The organism is Pseudomonas sp. PA-6-3C (assembly GCF_021605825.1).
Taxonomy (GTDB): domain Bacteria; phylum Pseudomonadota; class Gammaproteobacteria; order Pseudomonadales; family Pseudomonadaceae; genus Aquipseudomonas; species Aquipseudomonas edaphica.
The window spans coordinates 178,522-196,578 of the sequence record NZ_WKDV01000001.1 but is presented as its reverse complement, the minus strand read 5'-3'; the positions used below and the strand labels follow the sequence as shown (position 1 = coordinate 196,578).

Below are 18,057 nucleotides of genomic sequence, written 5' to 3'. Positions count from 1 at the left end.
ATCGCAGGCAAGCCAGCTCCCACACAAGCAGGGCTCGCAGGTATTACGAACCGATGTAGCTGGTTTTCACCACTGTGTAGAACTCTTGCGCATAGCGACCTTGCTCACGCGAACCATAGGACGAACCCTTTCGGCCACCGAACGGCACGTGATAATCCACGCCAGCGGTCGGCAGGTTGACCATCACCATCCCGGCCTGGGAGTGGCGCTTGAAGTGGTTGGCGTACTTGAGCGAGGTGGTGGCGATGCCCGCCGACAGGCCGAACTCGGTGTCATTGGCCATGGCCAGCGCCGCCTCGTAATCCGCAACACGCACCACATTGGCCACCGGGCCGAAGATCTCTTCACGGCTGATACGCATGGCGGCTTCGCTGTCGGCAAACAGCGTCGGCGCCAGGTAGTAGCCTTCGGTGTCACAGGTCACCAGGCCGCCACCGCTGACCAGCCGCGCGCCTTCGCTTTGGCCGATGTCGATGTACTTCATGTCCTGGTCCAACTGGGCCTGGGAGACCACCGGGCCAATGTCTGTGCCGCTTTTGAGCGCGTGGCCGACTTTGATCGACTTCATGCGCTCGGCCATGGCCGCGACGAACTGGTCGTGGATACCGGCGGTGACGATCAAGCGGCTGGAGGCGGTGCAACGCTGGCCGGTGGAGTAGAACGCGCTCTGTACCGACAGCTCGACGGCCTGTTTGAGGTCGGCGTCATCGAGGATGATCTGCGGGTTTTTACCGCCCATCTCCAACTGTACTTTGGCCTGGCGCGACACGCAGCTGACCGCGATCTGACGCCCGACGCCAACCGAACCGGTAAAACTGATGCCGTCGACTTTCGGGCTGTTGACCAACACATCGCCGACCACACGGCCGCTGCCCATCACCAGGTTGAACACACCGGCCGGGAAACCGGCGCGGGAGATGATTTCGGCCAAGGCCCAGGCGCAACCCGGCACCAGTTCTGCCGGTTTGATCACCACGCAGTTGCCGTAGGCCAGGGCCGGAGCGATTTTCCACGCAGGGATGGCAATCGGGAAGTTCCACGGCGTGATCAGGCCGACCACACCGAGGGCTTCGCGAGTGACTTCAACATTCACGCCTGGGCGTACCGATGGCACGTAATCGCCAGACAAGCGCAGGCATTCGCCCGCGAAGAATTTGAAGATGTTACCGGCGCGGGTCACTTCGCCGATGGCTTCGGGCAGGGTCTTGCCCTCTTCCCGAGCCAGCAAGGTGCCAAGTTCTTCGCGGCGGGCGAGAATTTCGCTGCCGACTTTATCCAGTGCATCGTGGCGTGCCTGGATGCCGGACGTCGACCAGGCCGGGAACGCGGCGCGGGCGGCATCGATGGCCGCGTTGACTTGGGCTACATCGGCCTTGGCGTATTCGCCAATGACATCGGACAACTCCGACGGATTGATGTTATTGCAGTAGTCGGCACCGGCCACCCACTCGCCATTGATGTAGTTTTCAAAACGTTTGGCTTGGGACACAAATCTTCTCCTGACGCAAAAGGCCGCTGATTACTCAGCGGCCTTGTTGATAAGTTACTGCGGACCTTGCTTGTCGATCAGCGCGGCCAGGGCTTCGTATTCTTCCGGCAGCAGGTCGGTCAGCGGCGTGCGCACCGGGCCTGCGTCGTAACCAGCAATTTTGGCGCCCGCCTTGACGATGCTCACCGCGTAACCGGCTTTACGGTTGCGGATATCGAGGTAAGGCAGGAAGAAGTTGTCGATGATTTTGGCAACAGTGGCGTGATCGTCCTGGGCAATCGCGTGGTAGAAGTCCATTGCGGTTTTCGGGATGAAGTTGAACACCGCCGAGGAGTACACCGGCACGCCCAGGGCCTTGTAGGCAGCGGCGTAAACCTCGGCAGTCGGCAGGCCGCCGAGGTAGCTGAAACGGTCGCCGAGACGGCGGCGGATCGACACCATCAGCTCGATATCACCCAGGCCATCTTTGTAGCCGATCAGGTTCGGGCAGCGCTCGGCCAGGCGTTCGAGCAAGGGTGCAGTCAGGCGGCAAACATTGCGGTTGTAGACCACTACGCCGATTTTGACCGACTTGCACACGGCCTCAACGTGGGCGGCGACGCCGTCCTGGCTGGCTTCGGTCAGGTAGTGCGGCAACAGCAGCAAGCCTTTGGCGCCAAGACGCTCGGCTTCCTGCGCATATTCGATGGCCTGACGGGTCGAACCGCCGACACCGGCGAGGATCGGCACGCTGGTGGCGCAGGTATCAACAGCGGTCTTCACCACTTGGGAATATTCGCTGGCGGCCAGGGAGAAAAACTCACCGGTGCCGCCGGCGGCGAACAAGGCGGTGGCGCCATAAGGGGCCAGCCATTCCAGACGCTTGATGTAGCCCGCCTGGTGGAAGTCACCCTGGGCATTGAAATCGGTTACCGGAAAAGACAGCAGACCGTGGGAGAGGATGGACTTCAGTTCTTGTGGATTCATTATTCGAACACCCTGGATGAAGACTTTCTGTCGAAAGGTTGTTGTTGGTTTTGATGATGTCGTACGTCATCGTACAACTATAAAATGATTCGTCAACTGCAATTCATCGGGCTTCATCCGCAGGCACGTGTTTAAACGCAGCTTCTTGACGTAGGAAATTATTCCTCTATGCTCTGAATGACTGTATGCATATACAGTTATTACGGAAGATTCCTACGACATAGCAAGGAGCTAACATGTCAGGTCTTGAACTCGCAGCACCCGAAAAAACACCGCCCACCCTACGTTTTGAAGGCGGTGAACACACTGCCATCGGCGATGACACGCTGCTGCGTTTCGTCAAGGACGCCCCGGCGATTCCTGCGCGGCAAGTCGAATTGCACCTGCCCAACGGTCTGGCGCTGACCTACGGCCAAGTGATTGCCCTGGGCGGTGACTTCTATGGCATTCCCGGCCAGGCCATCAGCGATGGCGCCTCCCCGGCCGACCGTGTGCAACGTTTTACCGCCGCTTTCAACTCACTGGCGGTGCTACCGGCCTCGCGTGAAGAAGCCGGGAAAATCCTCGCAGTCATGCAAAAGGAGATCAACGCGGTCAACCAGGCCATCCGCGACGGCAAACAACCCCATGAAGCCTATGACGCGCTGGGTGATACGTTGTCCGAAGAATGGAACCGCATTACCGGCGGCGGCAGTGCGGTTTCGGCGCTGATTCCACTGGGGCGTTACTTGAAGCTGGCAGCAGACAACGCCGACCACTTTGGCGAATGGGCGCTGTCGGCGTACCTGGCCGGCCATACGGCGGCACTGCAACAGGCGGTCATCGCGCACCAGACTGGCACCGACCAGGCGCTGGAACTGGCGTATGCAATGAACAGCTTTGCCGATCACTTTTTGACCGATCTGTTTTCTGCCGGCCACCTGCGCGTGCCGCGCAAGCAATTGGCGGCGGTGGTCACGCCAGGAGAGTTGGGCTCACTGATCAGCCGCTTCATGCACGACGAAGACAGCAAGTTCGGGCTCAAGGTACGCAATGCCAAGGGTGATCAATGGCACGCCTATGGGGACAAGCGCTACTTCGATGCGATCGACGCGGACAATCGGGCCATGGTTAAACGTGCAGTGCAGGCCTCGGCCGATGAGATCTTCGAGACCTTTATCAGCGGTGTCGCGCCCTCCCCGGCCAGCTTCAAGGCACCGCTGTATGTGCCGGACCTGAATGCTGCGCAGAACCCGGCGAACAACTTTTCGCCGCTGTTCAAGTTGGAGGGTGACAAAGTGCTGCGCCGCAAGGACGTGAATGACCTGAACGACAAGCACTGGACCAATGATTGGTGGGGCTGGAGCACTTACCTGCTGCTCAAGGACTACAAGCCCAACCAGCCGGCCTGACACTGATCGTACCAACCGACCTGCCACTGATCATTCCCACGCTCTGCGTGGGAATACATCCTGTGACGCTCTGCGTCACCTTGCACGGGGCTTGAGATACTCGCGCACATCGGGACGCGGAGCGTCCAGGGCGGCATTCCCACGCAGAGCGTGGGAACGATCAACTCCAGGCCAAGGAGATCAAAATGTGGGAGCTGGCTTGCCTGCGATAGCGGTGCGTGCACACAGTATCAGTTGCCTGACACTCAGCCATCGCAGGCAAGCCAGCTCCCACACTAGAACGGGTTTGGCGGTTAACCGCGCTGTGCTTGCGCCTCTTCATGGGCATGGCGCAGCCGCTCACGGCTGTTGGTCAAATGCAGGCGCATGGCCGCGCGGGCCGCGTCCGAATTCAGGCGGGTACGCGGAATGATTGTTCCCACGCTCTGCGTGGGAATACATCCTGTAACGCTCTGCGTCACCTTGCACGGGGCTTGAGATACTCGCGCACATCGGGACGCGGAGCGTCCAGGGCGGCATTCCCACGCAGAGCGTGGGAACGATCAACTCCAGGCCAAGGAGATCAAAATGTGGGAGCTGGCTTGCCTGCGATAGCGGTGCGTGCACACAGTATCAGTTGCCTGACACTCAGCCATCGCAGGCAAGCCAGCTCCCACACTAGAACGGGTTTGGCGGTTAACCGCGCTGTGCTTGCGCCTCTTCATGGGCATGGCGCAGCCGCTCACGGCTATTGGTCAAATGCAGGCGCATGGCCGCGCGGGCCGCGTCCGAATCCTGGCGGGCAATCGCCTCATAAATCTCTTCGTGTTCGCGGCTCAGGCGGCCCATGTAGTGCTGCTGGTCATCATGGGCCAGGCGCGCCGAATTCAGGCGGGTACGCGGAATGATGCTGGTGCCCAGGTGGGTCATGATGTCGGTGAAGTAGCGGTTGCCGGTGGACAGCGCAATTTCCAGATGGAACGCAAAATCTGACGCCACCGCATCCCCTGCGTGGGCCGCGCTTTCATTCAACGCATCAAGGGCTGCGCGCATGGCCGCCAATTGTTCGTCGCTGCGGCGCAACGCGGCAAGGCCAGCCGATTCCACTTCCAGGCTGATACGCAACTCAAGAATCGCCAGCACATCCCGCAGCGTCACCACCGTGGCCGGGTCGATCCGGAAACCGCTCGGGCTTGGCGTGTCCAACACAAAGGTGCCGATACCGTGGCGGGTTTCCACCTGCCCCGCCGCCTGCAAACGTGAGATAGCCTCACGCACCACCGTGCGGCTGACCCCATGGGCTTCCATGATGGCCGACTCGGTCGGCAACTTGTCGCCACGCTTGAGCTGGCCGTCGCGGATCTGCTCGGACAACACCGTGACCAATTCCTGGGCAAGGCTGCGGCGCTTGCGGGGAAGACGAGGGGCGATGTTGGCGTTTTCCATGACGAATGATCTTTCTCGGCGAACTTGAGTCCGCATCATAGCCCATGGCGGTTGTACGATCACCGTTCTGTCACGACTTTCATCCATATCCTTTGCGCAAAAAAATGCCCCGGCACAGGCCGAGGCATTTTTAGACTTCACCCAAGGGTGAACGCCGCTTACTTCACCACTTTCAGGCTTGGCCGACCGCTTGGACGCGGCGGCTCGGAGTCCGGTGGCGGTACATCATCACCGTCCTCGCCTTCGATCGTTTCGTCGTCCTCGAAAGGCGATTCCAGATCAAACACCATGCCCTGGCCATTTTCCCGGGCATAGATCCCGAGGATGGCACCAATCGGCACGAACAGCGTATGCGGCACGCCGCCAAAACGCCCTTCGAAGCTGACGGCTTCATTGTCCATGTGCAAGTGACGCACTGCACTCGGTGATACGTTCAGCACGATCTGCCCGTCACTGGCAAAACCCTGCGGCACGTCAACCTTGGGAAATTCAGAGTTGACCAGCATGTGCGGGGTGCAATCGTTGTCCACAATCCACTCATAGAGCGCGCGGACCAAATAGGGTCGACTGGAGTTCATCAGCGGCTCCTTAAGCCTTAGCGCATGTCGCGTTCGACACCAGACAGACTCGCCTGGAAAGCCTCACGCGCAAACTGGCGCTCCATGTAATCAAGCAACGGCTTGGCCGGCCGTGGCAGTTCAATGCCCAGGATCGGCAAGCGCCAGAGTATGGGTAATAGGCAGCAATCCACCAAGCTTTGTTCCTCACTGAGGAAAAAAGGCTTGTCGGCGAACAGCGGCGAAACGCCGGTCAGGCTCTCGCGCAATTCCTTGCGCGCTTGCACACGAACGGCTTCTTTACTGCGCGTATCCAGGATCACATCCACCAGCCCGCACCAGTCACGCTGGATCCGATGGATCAGCAGGCGGCTGTTGGCACGCGCCACCGGATACACCGGCAGCAAAGGCGGATGCGGGTAACGCTCATCCAGGTATTCCATCACCACGGTTGACTCCCACAACGCCAGGTCACGATCGACCAGGGTGGGCAAGCTGCCGTAAGGGTTCACTTCGATCAGTTTCGGCGGATGACGACCTGCCTCCACACTGATGATCTCGGCGCTGACACCCTTCTCTGCGAGCACGATGCGTACTCGGTGGGAATAGTGGTCGGCGGGGTCGGAGTAACAGGCCAACCGATTGGTCACGCCCATGGCGGTCCTCCTCGCTTGTTGAAATTATGGAAAGCTCAAAAACGAGCGCGCCCAGAGAGCATCCCTGTAGTGCCTGGTTCAACCAGACCGCTACGTATTCAGAGATGCCGCTGGGCGCGCAAGATTAACAGCAATTGCTTACGGTTGGATCAATGCACATCCTTCCAGTATTCGCGTTTAAGCAGATAAGCGAATACGAAGAAGAAGGCCAGGTACAGCAACACATACGTACCGATGCGCTGATGCTGCAATTTGACCGGGTTGGCCGAGTAGGCCAGGAAGGTCACCAGATTCTTGACCTTCTCGTCGAACTGCTCTTCGTTCAGCGTACCGGTCTTGGGCACGATGGTCAGTTGATCGCACGCTTCGTGTGTCAAAGGCGTGCCGGTCAACGGATCATATTGCTTCTTGCCGTCTTCAACGACCTGAACCTGCTTGCATCCTACCACTTGGCGACCCTGCAGGCCGACCAGAACGTTAGGCATACCGACGTTCGGGAAGACTTTGTTGTTCACGCCGTAAGGGCGCGCCGGGTCTTCGTAGAAGGATTTGAGGTAGCCATAGAGCCAATCGGTACCGCGCACGCGCGCCACCAGGGTCAGGTCGGGCGGCGCAGCGCCGAACCAGGTCTTGGCATCCGCAGGCTGCATGCCGATGTTCATGTGGTCGCCGATCTTGGCGCCGGTGAACACGGCGTGGCTGAGCATCACGTCATGGGGAATGCCCAGGTCATCGGCGACACGCTCGTAACGCTGGAACTTGGCGCTGTGGCAGCCCATGCAGTAGTTGGTGAACGTGCGCAGGCCATCTTGCATGGCGGCCTTGTCGGACACGTCGATATCGACTTTTTCCAGCTCCGCGCCGTGCTCGGCAGCGAAGGACAGTAGCGGCAGCGCCGCAAGGATCAAAGCAACGAATAACTTTTTCATCAGCCAGTCACCCTTTCCGGAACCGGTTTGGTCTTCTCGAGCCGGGTGTAGAACGGCATCAGAATGAAGTAAGCGAAGTACAGGAAGGTGCAGACCTGCGACAGCAGCGTGCGCTCAGGGGTCGGCGCCAATACGCCCAACACGCCCAGGATCACGAATGCAATGCAGAACACCCACAGCCAGATCTTGCTCAGCCAGCCTTTGTAGCGCATCGACTTGACCGGGCTGCGGTCGAGCCATGGCAGTACGAACAGCAGCGCAATCGACGCGCCCATGGCCATTACGCCCATGAGCTTGTCGGGGATCGCCCGCAAGATCGCGTAGAACGGCGTGAAGTACCAGACCGGTGCAATGTGCTCAGGCGTCTTGAAGGCGTTGGCCTGTTCGAAGTTAGGCTTCTCCAAGAAATAACCACCCATCTCCGGGAAAAAGAACACGATCGAGCAGAAGATGAACAGGAAGACCACCACACCGACAATGTCTTTGACGGTGTAATACGGATGGAACGGAACGCCATCCAGCGGAATGCCGTTTTCATCTTTATGCTTTTTGATGTCCACACCATCGGGGTTGTTCGAACCCACTTCGTGCAGCGCCAGGATGTGCAGCACCACCAGGCCCAGAATCACGATAGGCAATGCAACGACATGCAACGCAAAGAAGCGGTTCAGGGTGATGCCGGAGATCAGGTAGTCACCGCGAATCCACTGGGTCAGGTCGTTGCCGATCACCGGGATCGCACCAAACAGCGAGATGATCACCTGGGCGCCCCAGTACGACATCTGGCCCCACGGCAGCAGGTAACCCATGAAGGCCTCGGCCATCAGCGCCAGGTAGATCAGCATGCCGAAGACCCACACCAGTTCGCGTGGCTTCTGGTACGAGCCGTAGAGCAGGCCGCGGAACATGTGCATATACACGACGATGAAGAACGCCGATGCGCCGGTGGAGTGCAGCAGGCGCAGGATCGAGCCGTACTCGACGTCACGCATGATGTACTCGACGGAGGCGAACGCCTCTTCCGCCGACGGCGTGTAGCTCATCGTCAGCCACACACCGGTGACGATCTGGTTGACCAGCACCAGCAAGGCCAGCGAGCCGAAGAAGTAGAAGAAGTTGAAGTTTTTTGGCGCGTAATATTTGCTGAGATGGTCTTCCCACATTTTAGTGGCGGGGAAGCGCGCATCCACCCAATCCATGAACTTGCTCATCAGGCTTTCTCCCCCTCGTCGACGCCAATGACAATGACACTGTCAGTCTCGTAGTGATGTGGCGGCACTGGCAGGTTCAGTGGTGCGGGTTGTGACTTGTAGACGCGACCGGCGAGATCGTAATGGGAGCCGTGGCAAGGGCAGAAGTAGCCACCGACCCAATCCTTGCCAAGGTCGGCAGGAGCAACTTCCGGGCGGAAGGTAGGCGAGCAACCCAAGTGGGTGCAGATACCGATCAGCAGCAGGATCTCTGGCTTGATCGAACGGATTTCCTTATCGACGTAGGCGGGCTGGTCGGAGTTCTTCGAGTCGGGGTCAGACAGTTGACCTTCGATTTTCTTCAGATTCCCCAGGATCTCCTCAGTACGACGAACGATGAAGACCGGCTGACCGCGCCACTCAGCAATCATCTGCTGGCCTGGGTCGATCTTGCTGACATTCACCTTCACCGGTGCACCTGCGGCTTTCGCCTTGGCACTGGGAAACCATGACCCCACGAACGGGACCGCAGCCCCCACCGCTCCTGCAGCACCCACCACGGATGTGGCTGCTACCAAGAAGCGACGCCGGCCTGCATTCACGCCGTCATTGCTCATTCAGTCCTCTCCCATCAGCTTTTTGGCCTGTTAAATCAGGCGTCTACTAAGTGTTGAATCTTTACTTATAAAAATTTTGTCGGATGGTAATGAAAAGCCCCACGTATGACAAGGGAATTGCCCTGGGCTCAGCCTCCAGGCCTTGTAGTATAGGGCGTCTACGGATGTGGCAAGTTGTCACGGCGAAATTTATGCATAAATCGCAGGCAATAAAAAACGCCCAGCTCCGTGAGGAGTTGGGCGTTTTTGTGGAACGTAAAGCGAATTAACGCTTCGAGTACTGCGGACGCTTACGCGCTTTACGCAGACCGACTTTCTTACGTTCAACTTCACGAGCATCGCGAGTTACGAAGCCAGCTTTGCGCAGAGCGCCACGCAGGGTTTCGTCGTACTGCATCAGAGCGCGAGTGATACCGTGGCGGATTGCGCCAGCTTGACCACTTACACCGCCACCGATAACGGTGACGTAGATGTCGAACTTTTCAACAGTCTCGGTCAGTTCCAGCGGCTGACGAACTACCATGCGGGCAGTTTCGCGACCGAAGAAGTTTTCCAGAGTGCGGTTGTTGATCGAGATGTTACCAGTACCCGGACGCAGGAAAACGCGAGCGGTAGCGGTTTTGCGACGGCCAGTGCCGTAATTTTGAGTCGCCGACATAATGAACTATTCCGTTAAAACTTCAGTTCTTGGGGCTGCTGAGCAGCATGAGGGTGTACAGCGCCCGCATAGACTTTCAGCTTGCGAAACATATCGCGACCCAGTGGGCCCTTAGGCAGCATACCTTTGACCGCGATTTCGATCGGGGCTTCAGGCTTCTTGGAGATCAGGCCTTCGAAGTTCGAAGACTTGATACCGCCTGGGAAACCGGAGTGACGGTAGTACATTTTGTCTTGCGCTTTGTTGCCGGTAACACGTACCTGCTCGGCGTTGATGATGACAATGTAGTCACCGGTGTCAACGTGAGGGGTGTACTCAGGCTTGTGCTTGCCACGCAGACGGCTGGCGACTTCAGTGGCCAGACGACCCAGGGTCTGACCAGCGGCGTCGACGACAAACCAGTCGCGCTGAACTGTTTCCGGTTTTGCAGTAAAAGTTGTCATTCTTTAATAGCCTCAGGGGCCGCCCTGTAAATTAGACGGCGGATCTTACTGAATAGTGCGTACTTTGACAAGTCAAAGGCAGCCGGATACAGACGCTATCGGGGGCTCGGGTCGGCGCGTCCGTTCAACGGCAAGATTCTTCGGCAGGCGGCGCATCACTTCCACTGCAGAAAGAGGTGGGCAATTATGCAGATTGCGAAAAAAAATTCAACCTGCTTTTATGATTGTTTTCCCCGAAGGAGTACCCGATGGATTATCGACAGCTGGGCCGCACCGATCTGAACGTAAGCGCGATCGCCTTGGGCACCATGACTTGGGGTGAGCAGAACAGCGAGGCAGAGGCCTTCGCACAGATCGAACGGGCCAAGGCCGCAGGGATCAACTTCCTCGACACCGCAGAAATGTACCCGGTGCCGCCCAAGGCCGACACCTATGCCACCACCGAGCGTTATATCGGTAATTACTTCAAGAGCCGCGGCGACCGTGCCGACTGGATCCTCGCCAGCAAGATCGCCGGCCCCGGCAATACCATCGACTACATCCGCGACGGCCACCTGCGCCACAACCGCAAGCACATCGTCGACGCCCTGGATGCCAGCCTCAAGCGCCTGCAAACCGACTGGATCGACCTCTACCAGTTGCACTGGCCGGAGCGCAGCACCAACTTCTTTGGCCAATTGAGCTACAAGCACAAGGACGAAGACGACCTGACCCCGCTGGAAGAAACCCTCGAAGCGCTGGACGAGCAGGTAAAAGCCGGCAAGATCCGCCACATCGGCCTGTCCAACGAAACCCCGTGGGGCACCATGAAGTTCCTGGCCCTGGCCGAAGCCCGTGGCTGGGCCCGCGCCGTGTCGATCCAGAACCCCTACAACCTGCTCAACCGCAGCTTTGAAGTGGGTTTGGCGGAAGTGGCTATTCGCGAGCAATGCGGCTTGCTGGCCTATTCACCGCTGGCATTCGGCATGCTCAGCGGCAAATACGAAAATGGCGCACGCCCGGCCAAGGCGCGCCTCACCGAGTACAGCCGTTTCAGCCGCTACTTCAACCCGCAGTCGGAAGCCGCGTGCAGCCGTTATGTGGCCCTGGCGCGGGAACATGGCCTGGACCCGGCGCAGATGGCGCTGGCATTTGTGACGCAACAGCCGTTTGTGACCAGTAATATTATTGGGGCCACGAGCCTGGAGCAGCTGGACAGCAACATTGCCAGTGCTGATTTGAAGCTGTCCAAGGAAGTGCTGGAAGGGATTGAGGCGATTCAGAAGGATCATCCGAATCCAGCGCCTTGATTGAGCCGAAATGATCGTTCCCACGCTCTGCGTGGGAATGCCGCCCTGGACGCTCCGCGTCCGCGCTTGAAGGTATGACGCAGAGCGTCACCGGATGCATTCCCACGCAGAGCGTGGGAACGATCCGATGGGCGTCAAAGCGCCCGCGCAATAATCTCCTTCATGATCTCATTGGTCCCCGCATAAATGCGCTGCACCCGCGCATCTGCCCAAGCCCGCGCAATCGGGTATTCCCACATAAAGCCGTAGCCACCGTGCAACTGCACGCACTCGTCGAGCACCTTGCATTGCAGGTCCGTGGCCCAGTACTTGGCCATCGCGGCGGTGGGCACATCAAGCTTGCCTTCCAGGTGCAGCGCCATGCATTTGTCGACAAACACGCGGCCGATCTGAATCTCGGTGGCCATCTCCGCCAGTTTGAATCGAGTGTTCTGAAAGTCGGCAATCGCCTTGCCGAACGCCTTGCGCTCGCGGGTGTAGTCCAGGGTCCACTGCAGCGCAGCTTCGGCGGATGACAGCGCGCCAATCGCCACCGTCAGGCGCTCCTGAGGCAGTTCCTGCATCAGGTAGGCGAAGCCCATGCCCGCCTGGCCCAGCAGGTTTTCCTTGGGCACGCGTACATCCTCAAAGAACAGTTCCGAGGTGTCCTGGGCCTTCATGCCGACCTTCTCAAGGCGCTTGCCCTTGTCGAAGCCCGGCGTATCGGCTTCCACCAGAAACAGGCTGGTGCCCTTGGCGCCGGCCTTGGGGTCGGTCTTGGCCACGACAATGACCAGCTCGGCGAGGTAGCCGTTGGTGATGAAGGTTTTGGAGCCGTTGATCACATACTCGTCGCCGTCCAACACGGCGGTGGTCTTGACGCCCTGCAAGTCAGAGCCGGCGCCCGGTTCGGTCATCGCAATGGCCGTGACCATCTCGCCGGAGATCAATTTGGGCAGGTACTTTTGCTTCAGTGCCTCACTGCCGTAATGCAGGATGTACGGCGCGACGATGTCCGAATGCAGGGAAAAGCCAATGCCGGTAAGGCCCAGGCGGCTGATCTCTTCGATCACCACCGCGCTGTACAAAAAGTCCGCGCCCAGCCCGCCATATTCTTCCGGCAGATGGGAGCACAGCATCCCCGCCTCCCCCGCCTTGCTCCACAGGTTACGGTCGATGTAACCCTGCTTTTCCCACTCTCCATGGAACGGCGCAGCGTGTTTTTCGAGGAAGGTACGCACGCTCTCGCGGAAGAGTTCGTGCTCCGAGCTGAACAAGGTTCTGGGGATCATGGGTCACCTGCGTGGATTGTCGGACAAAGACCAGCCCACAGAGCCTATGCCGCGAAGGCGTCACAGGACACTGGACACATGCGACAAAAAATAAGACGATCCAGCCGTCTGGTGACCACTTTCCCCTATAAGAATAAATGAAATTATGTCTAACCAAATCTCCACGCCCTTGCGGCGCGTCAGCATTTTGGCCATTGATCGGGTATTCGCTTCCACCCTCATGCAAGCCAAGGATTTCTTCCACCTCGCCAGCCTGCGTTACGGCAAGCAGCAAGGCCTGGGCCTGACCCCGGCATTTGAAACGCGCCTGGTCAGCCCCGACGGGCAATCGGTACGTAGCTTCAGCGATGTGATCATGCCGGTGGACGGCGGCCTGGAAAACGCCGACATCATCGTGTTGCCGGCCTTCTGGGACGACTTCGACGCGCTGTGCACCCGTTACCCGCAAGTACTGCCCTGGCTGCGCGAGCAACATGCACGTGGCGCGGTGTTGTGCGGTGAAGCCACCGGGGTGTTCTGGCTCGCCGAAGCCGGGTTGCTCGATGGCAAGGAGGCGACCACTTACTGGCGCTTCTTCAACGCCTTCAGCGAGCGTTTCCCCAAGGTACAGCTCAACCAGGACAAGCACCTCACCGACGCCGACAACCTGTACTGCGCCGGCGGCACTACCTCAGCGTGCGACCTTTACATCTACCTGATCGAACGCTTCTGCGGCGCCAACATTGCCCAGGCCGTGGCCCGCGACATTCTTTACGAAGTGCAGCGCAGCTACGCGCCAGGGCGCATCGGTTTTGGCGGGCAGAAGCTGCACCAGGACGTGATCATCCTGCAGATCCAGCACTGGCTCGAAGAGCACTTTGCCGACAAGTTCCGCTTCGAAGACGTCGCCCGGGAACACGGCATGAGCATCCGCAACTTCATGCGCCGCTTCCAGACGGCCACGGGTGACAAGCCGCTGCATTACCTGCAAAGGCTGCGCATCGAGACGGCCAAAGGCCTGCTTTCAGGCAGCCGCAAGAGCATCAAGACCATCAGCTACGAGGTGGGTTACGACGATGCGAGCTTCTTCGCGCGGCTGTTCAGGCAGCACACCGAGCTGTCGCCGAACCAGTATCGCCAGCAGTTCCAGCAAGCCGCCTGACCCAAAGTAAACACAAACCCATGTGGGAGCTGGCTTGCCTGCGATAGCGGTGTATCAGTGAGTACATTTGTTCCTGACCCACCGCCATCGCGGGCAAGCCCGGCTCCCACATTTGATCTCCATTGTTATGGAGAACACCCATAAAAAAGGCCTGCATCACTGCAGGCCGCGTAAGCCAAGGTAACCACAAACCCATGTGGGAGCTGGCTTGCCTGCGATGGCGGTGGATCAGTGAGTACATTTGTTCCTGACCCACCGCCATCGCGGGCAAGCCCGGCTCCCACATTTGATCTCCATTGTTATGGAGAACACCCATAAAAAAGGCCTGCATCACTGCAGACCGCGTAAGCCAAGGTAACCACAAACCCATGTGGGAGCGGGCTTGCCTGCGATGGCGGTGGATCAGTGAGTACATTTGTTCCTGAACCACCGCCATCGCGGGCAAGCCCGGCTCCCACATTTGATCTCCATTGTTATGGAGAACACCCATAAAAAAGGCCTGCATCACTGCAGACCGCGTAAGCCAAGGTAACCACAAACCCATGTGGGAGCTGGCTTGCCTGCGATAGCGGTGGATCAGTGAGTACATTTGTTCCTGAACCACCGCCATCGCGGGCAAGCCCGGCTCACACAGGTGATCTCCATTGTTATGGAGAACACCCATAAAAAAGGCCTGCATCACTGCAGGCCTTGGTCATTTCATGCACATCGCTTACGGCTTGTGCCCACGCGACAGGAACTCGTGGGATTGCATTTCCAGCAAGCGGCTCAGGGTGCGCTGGAATTCGAAGTTCAAGCGACCGCCCGTGTAGAGGTCCTTGAGCTCGACTTCGGCCGAGATGATCAGCTTGACGTTACGGTCGTAGAATTCGTCGACCATGTTGATGAACCGGCGCGCAATGTCGTCCGTGGTGACGCTCATTTGCTCCACACCGCTCAAGATCACCGCGTGGAAGATCTTGCCCAGCTCGATGTAGTCGTTCTGGCTACGCGGGCCGTCGCAGAGCTGGCGGAACTCGAACCAGGCCACGTCATCGCAGGTACGCAGGGCGATGATTTCGCGGTTCTCGATCATCAGCTTGTCGTTTTCCACCGCCTGGGTGCATTCCGGCGTCAGCGCGCGGAAGCTCTTTTTCAGGCTTTCATGCGCCGCTTCGTTCAGCGGGAAGTGGAACAGCTCGGCCTGCTCAAGGTGACGCAAACGATAGTCGACGCCGCTGTCGACGTTGACGATTTCGGTGTTCTGCTTGATCAGCGCGATGGCCGGCAGGAAACGTGCGCGTTGCAGGCCGTCCTTGTACAAGCCATCGGGAACGATGTTCGAGGTGGCGACCAGGGTCACGCCGTTCTTGAACAGCTCTTCCATCAAGGTACCGAGGATCATGGCATCGGTAATGTCGGAGACGAAGAACTCATCGAAGCAGATCACCCTTGCCTCTTCGGAGAAGCGCTTGGCGATGATGGTCAGCGGGTTTTTCTCGCCCGGCAGGGTCTTCATCTCTTCGTGCACACGCTTCATGAAGCGGTGGAAGTGCGTACGGACCTTTTCCTTGAACGGCAGCGCTTCGAAGAAGGTGTCGACCAGATAAGTCTTGCCGCGGCCCACGCCACCCCAGAAATACAGGCCTTTGACCGGCGTGTGGTCTTTCTTGCCAAACAGCTTGCTGAACATCCCTGGCTTGTTGTGCGAGGCCGCGACCAGGTCGTCGTACAGGCGCTGCAAATGACGCACCGCATTTTCCTGGGCCGCGTCATGGAAGAATTCAGGGCGTTTCAGATCAGCTTGATATCGTTCTAGGGGCGTCATAATTTCGTTAGCAAGGCAACAAAAACGGGCCGTCACTGTAACGACGGCCCTGGATAATGGCAATCAACCCTTGGTCGGGTTAATCCTCGATGGGGGTCAACGCAACGCGCAAGGCGGCGATGGCAGCATCACGCGACGTTTCGTCGGCAAATTCAGCGCTGTCGGCCACGGCAGCACCGTCCAGCCATACGCTGAAGCCTGTGGCCTCAGTGCGTACGTCCAGCGCGTCGCCGCTTTGCAGTTGCTTGGTCACTGCGCCCGCCGCTTTGCCGTCGGCAAAGTTGCGCGACAACAGCAATTGCTCGCCATCGGCCGACAGCAGGCGGAAGCGGAAGCTGCCGTCGTCTTCACGGAAGCTCACGAAGCGCGCAGCCTTCGCGGCTTTCTTCTTGGCCGCCACCGGCGCGGCGGCCTGGTTGACGAACGAGCGCAGGCCCACGGCTTCACGCAGCTCGGCAAGGAACGGCGCGGCCACGGCGCGGGCTTTCTTGGCGCCGATCAGCAGCAGGTCTTCCATGTCCGAGGGGCGCGACATCAACTGGTGGTAACGCTCACGCGGCTCGCTCAGTTGGCTGTCGAGCAGTTGGAACAGGCGGCTCTTCGCCTCGCCCCAGCCCAGGCCTTGCAGCAGATCGGCGCGGAACTCTTGTTCCTGAGCCTTGCTGGCAAACGCCTGGAACAAGGTGAACAGATGCGAATTGTCCGGGTCCTTGGCTTCGCCGGGCGCACGCGAGTCGGTGACGATCCGCGAGATCGCGTCTTTCATGTCCTTGGCGCTGGTGAACAACGGGATGGTGTTGTCGTAGCTCTTGGACATCTTGCGGCCATCGAGGCCCGGCAAAGTGGCGACGCTTTCTTCGATCAACGCCTCAGGCATGGTGAAGAATTCTTTACCGTTGCCGAACAGGTGGTTGAAGCGCTGTCCGATGTCGCGGGCCATTTCCACGTGCTGGATCTGGTCACGGCCGACCGGCACCTTGTGCGCGTTGAACATCAGGATGTCCGCCGCCATCAGCACCGGGTAGCTGTACAGGCCCATGCTGATGCCCGCGTCCGGGTCTTCGCCGGCTTCAACGTTCTTGTCCACCGAGGCCTTGTAGGCATGGGCGCGGTTGAGCAGGCCCTTGGCGGCAACACAGGTCAGCAGCCAGGTCAGTTCAGGGATTTCCGGGATGTCGGACTGGCGATAGAAGGTCACCCGGTTCACATCCAGGCCACCGGCGAGCCAGGTCGCGGCGATTTCCATGCGCGAGCGCTGGATGCGCTGCGGGTCATCGCACTTGATCAGGGCGTGGTAGTCGGCCAGGAAGTAAAAGGAATCGGCATTCGCGTCCTGGCTGGCGAGGATCGCAGGGCGGATCGCACCGGCGTAGTTGCCCAGGTGCGGCGTGCCGGTGGTGGTGATGCCGGTGAGGATACGGGTACGAGTCGTCATGGGTAATCGCTTATCAGACTGCTATCAATTCGAGAGGCGCGGCAGCACCAGATCCTTGAGATCGGTGAGCTTGCCATGAAAAAAGTGTCCGCATTCTGCCACTTTCAGCAGCTCATGGGGGCGTTTCAGGGCGGCGGACCAGTCGTACACGGTCTGTGGGTCGACCACTTCGTCGGTTTCCGGCTGGATCAGGGTTAACGGGCAGCCTTGGGGCAGCACGTCGCTATCGCGCAGGCGCATCACCGCAGCGGCAACCATGAACAGGTGCGCAAGCTTTTCGCCCTTGGCTTCCAGGCGGCCGCCGAGACTGGCTGCAACATAACCGCCGAACGAAAACCCGAGCAGGGTGATCGGCAGCTCGGGGTGCTTTTCCCGCAGCCAGGTGGCCGCCGCTTCGGCATCGTCCACTTCACCGGTGGCCATGTCGTGAGTACCGGCGCTCGCGCCGACGCCACGGTAATTGAAACGTAAAGTAATCAAACCAGCATCGCGGGCAGTGCGTTGCAGGGTCGAAACGACTTTATTGAGCATGGTCCCGCCTTGCACCGGGTTAGGGTGGCAGATCAGCGCCAGGCCACGTGGCTCGGGGTGATCCAGGTACAAGGCTTCCAATTGGCCCACCGGGCCAGCGATCAAAACGGGGGTTTCACGCATGAGCAAGGAATGAACTCCGTGACCTCTCAAAGGGTCGACTCGTCTAGCTAAAAGTCTGTGCATGGCATCATTGCGAGCTTAATCGCGGTATACAGCGCAGGTTTGAGCCGTTAACGTAAAGCAAAGCCGTTTATAGAGG

At 59.0% G+C, this 18,057-nt stretch carries 17 protein-coding genes and 1 pseudogene; 3 read left to right on the top strand and 15 right to left on the bottom strand.

Annotation, left to right across the window (positions count from 1 at the left end):
• Nucleotides 1-43: 43 nt before the first annotated feature.
• Together GIW48_RS00960 and kdgD are read right to left on the bottom strand one after the other, a co-directional pair.
• The gene (locus GIW48_RS00960; protein WP_017138260.1) at nt 44-1,489 is read right to left on the bottom strand and encodes an aldehyde dehydrogenase family protein; all 1,446 of its coding nucleotides are present in this window, start codon (nt 1,487-1,489) and stop codon (nt 44-46) included.
• Nucleotides 1,490-1,543: 54 nt separating this feature from the next.
• Entirely contained in the window at nt 1,544-2,455 is a 912-nt protein-coding gene (gene kdgD / locus GIW48_RS00955; protein ID WP_017138261.1) for a 5-dehydro-4-deoxyglucarate dehydratase, read from the bottom strand.
• Between the two features lie 236 nt (nt 2,456-2,691).
• Between kdgD and GIW48_RS00950 the strand changes: the two genes are divergently transcribed.
• The gene (locus tag GIW48_RS00950; protein ID WP_170036263.1) at nt 2,692-3,846 is read left to right on the top strand and encodes a phospholipase; all 1,155 of its coding nucleotides are present in this window, start codon (nt 2,692-2,694) and stop codon (nt 3,844-3,846) included.
• A gap of 293 nt (nt 3,847-4,139) precedes the next feature.
• Here the strand turns inward: GIW48_RS00950 and GIW48_RS00945 are convergent.
• The 9 genes and pseudogenes from GIW48_RS00945 to rplM all read right to left on the bottom strand — a co-directional run.
• Nucleotides 4,140-4,244: pseudogene (locus GIW48_RS00945) on the bottom strand (GntR family transcriptional regulator); the annotation flags it as partial.
• A 277-nt stretch (nt 4,245-4,521) separates the two neighbouring features.
• Nucleotides 4,522-5,271: a FadR/GntR family transcriptional regulator gene (locus tag GIW48_RS00940; RefSeq protein ID WP_170036261.1), complete on the bottom strand. Its 750-nt coding sequence runs from the start codon at nt 5,269-5,271 to the stop codon at nt 4,522-4,524.
• Nucleotides 5,272-5,429: 158 nt separating this feature from the next.
• Complete coding sequence (locus tag GIW48_RS00935) at nt 5,430-5,849, bottom strand: ClpXP protease specificity-enhancing factor (RefSeq protein WP_017138265.1); 420 nt, start codon at nt 5,847-5,849, stop codon at nt 5,430-5,432.
• 17 nt (nt 5,850-5,866) lie between these two features.
• Nucleotides 5,867-6,484 (bottom strand): glutathione S-transferase N-terminal domain-containing protein, encoded by a 618-nt coding sequence (locus GIW48_RS00930; RefSeq protein WP_017138266.1) that lies wholly within the window; start codon nt 6,482-6,484, stop codon nt 5,867-5,869.
• Nucleotides 6,485-6,633: 149 nt separating this feature from the next.
• Complete coding sequence (locus tag GIW48_RS00925; RefSeq protein WP_236460309.1) at nt 6,634-7,413, bottom strand: cytochrome c1; 780 nt, start codon at nt 7,411-7,413, stop codon at nt 6,634-6,636.
• Entirely contained in the window at nt 7,413-8,624 is a 1,212-nt protein-coding gene (locus GIW48_RS00920; RefSeq protein ID WP_236460308.1) for a cytochrome b, read from the bottom strand. The genes GIW48_RS00925 and GIW48_RS00920 overlap by 1 nt, the downstream gene beginning before the upstream one ends.
• Entirely contained in the window at nt 8,624-9,220 is a 597-nt protein-coding gene (gene petA / locus GIW48_RS00915; RefSeq protein ID WP_003216040.1) for a ubiquinol-cytochrome c reductase iron-sulfur subunit, read from the bottom strand. Before petA ends, GIW48_RS00920 begins: the two co-directional genes overlap by 1 nt.
• A 265-nt stretch (nt 9,221-9,485) precedes the next feature.
• Nucleotides 9,486-9,878, bottom strand: coding sequence for a 30S ribosomal protein S9 (gene rpsI, locus GIW48_RS00910; protein WP_003216038.1), 393 nt, complete (start codon nt 9,876-9,878; stop codon nt 9,486-9,488).
• A 14-nt stretch (nt 9,879-9,892) separates the two neighbouring features.
• On the bottom strand, nt 9,893-10,321 hold the full coding sequence (gene rplM, locus GIW48_RS00905; RefSeq protein WP_003171742.1) for a 50S ribosomal protein L13: 429 nt from the start codon (nt 10,319-10,321) through the stop codon (nt 9,893-9,895).
• A gap of 248 nt (nt 10,322-10,569) precedes the next feature.
• Between rplM and GIW48_RS00900 the strand changes: the two genes are divergently transcribed.
• Nucleotides 10,570-11,610 carry an NADP(H)-dependent aldo-keto reductase gene (locus GIW48_RS00900; RefSeq protein ID WP_122720921.1) on the top strand — a complete coding sequence of 347 codons (1,041 nt, stop codon included), beginning with the start codon at nt 10,570-10,572 and terminating at the stop codon, nt 11,608-11,610.
• A gap of 134 nt (nt 11,611-11,744) precedes the next feature.
• On the opposite strand, the gene GIW48_RS00895 is transcribed toward GIW48_RS00900, so the two are convergent.
• Entirely contained in the window at nt 11,745-12,881 is a 1,137-nt protein-coding gene (locus GIW48_RS00895) for an acyl-CoA dehydrogenase family protein (RefSeq protein ID WP_236460307.1), read from the bottom strand.
• Nucleotides 12,882-13,101: 220 nt separating this feature from the next.
• On the opposite strand from GIW48_RS00895, the gene GIW48_RS00890 reads away from it, so the two are divergent.
• Entirely contained in the window at nt 13,102-14,022 is a 921-nt protein-coding gene (locus GIW48_RS00890; RefSeq protein ID WP_169986983.1) for a GlxA family transcriptional regulator, read from the top strand.
• A 712-nt stretch (nt 14,023-14,734) separates the two neighbouring features.
• Here GIW48_RS00890 and zapE read toward each other — a convergent pair.
• The 3 genes from zapE to GIW48_RS00875 form a co-directional block, all read right to left on the bottom strand.
• Complete coding sequence (gene zapE / locus GIW48_RS00885) at nt 14,735-15,829, bottom strand: cell division protein ZapE (protein ID WP_138451290.1); 1,095 nt, start codon at nt 15,827-15,829, stop codon at nt 14,735-14,737.
• Nucleotides 15,830-15,908: 79 nt separating this feature from the next.
• Entirely contained in the window at nt 15,909-17,264 is a 1,356-nt protein-coding gene (locus tag GIW48_RS00880; RefSeq protein ID WP_236460306.1) for a tryptophan--tRNA ligase, read from the bottom strand.
• Between the two features lie 24 nt (nt 17,265-17,288).
• Nucleotides 17,289-17,918 carry an alpha/beta hydrolase gene (locus GIW48_RS00875; protein WP_138449139.1) on the bottom strand — a complete coding sequence of 210 codons (630 nt, stop codon included), beginning with the start codon at nt 17,916-17,918 and terminating at the stop codon, nt 17,289-17,291.
• Nucleotides 17,919-18,057 lie beyond the last annotated feature (139 nt).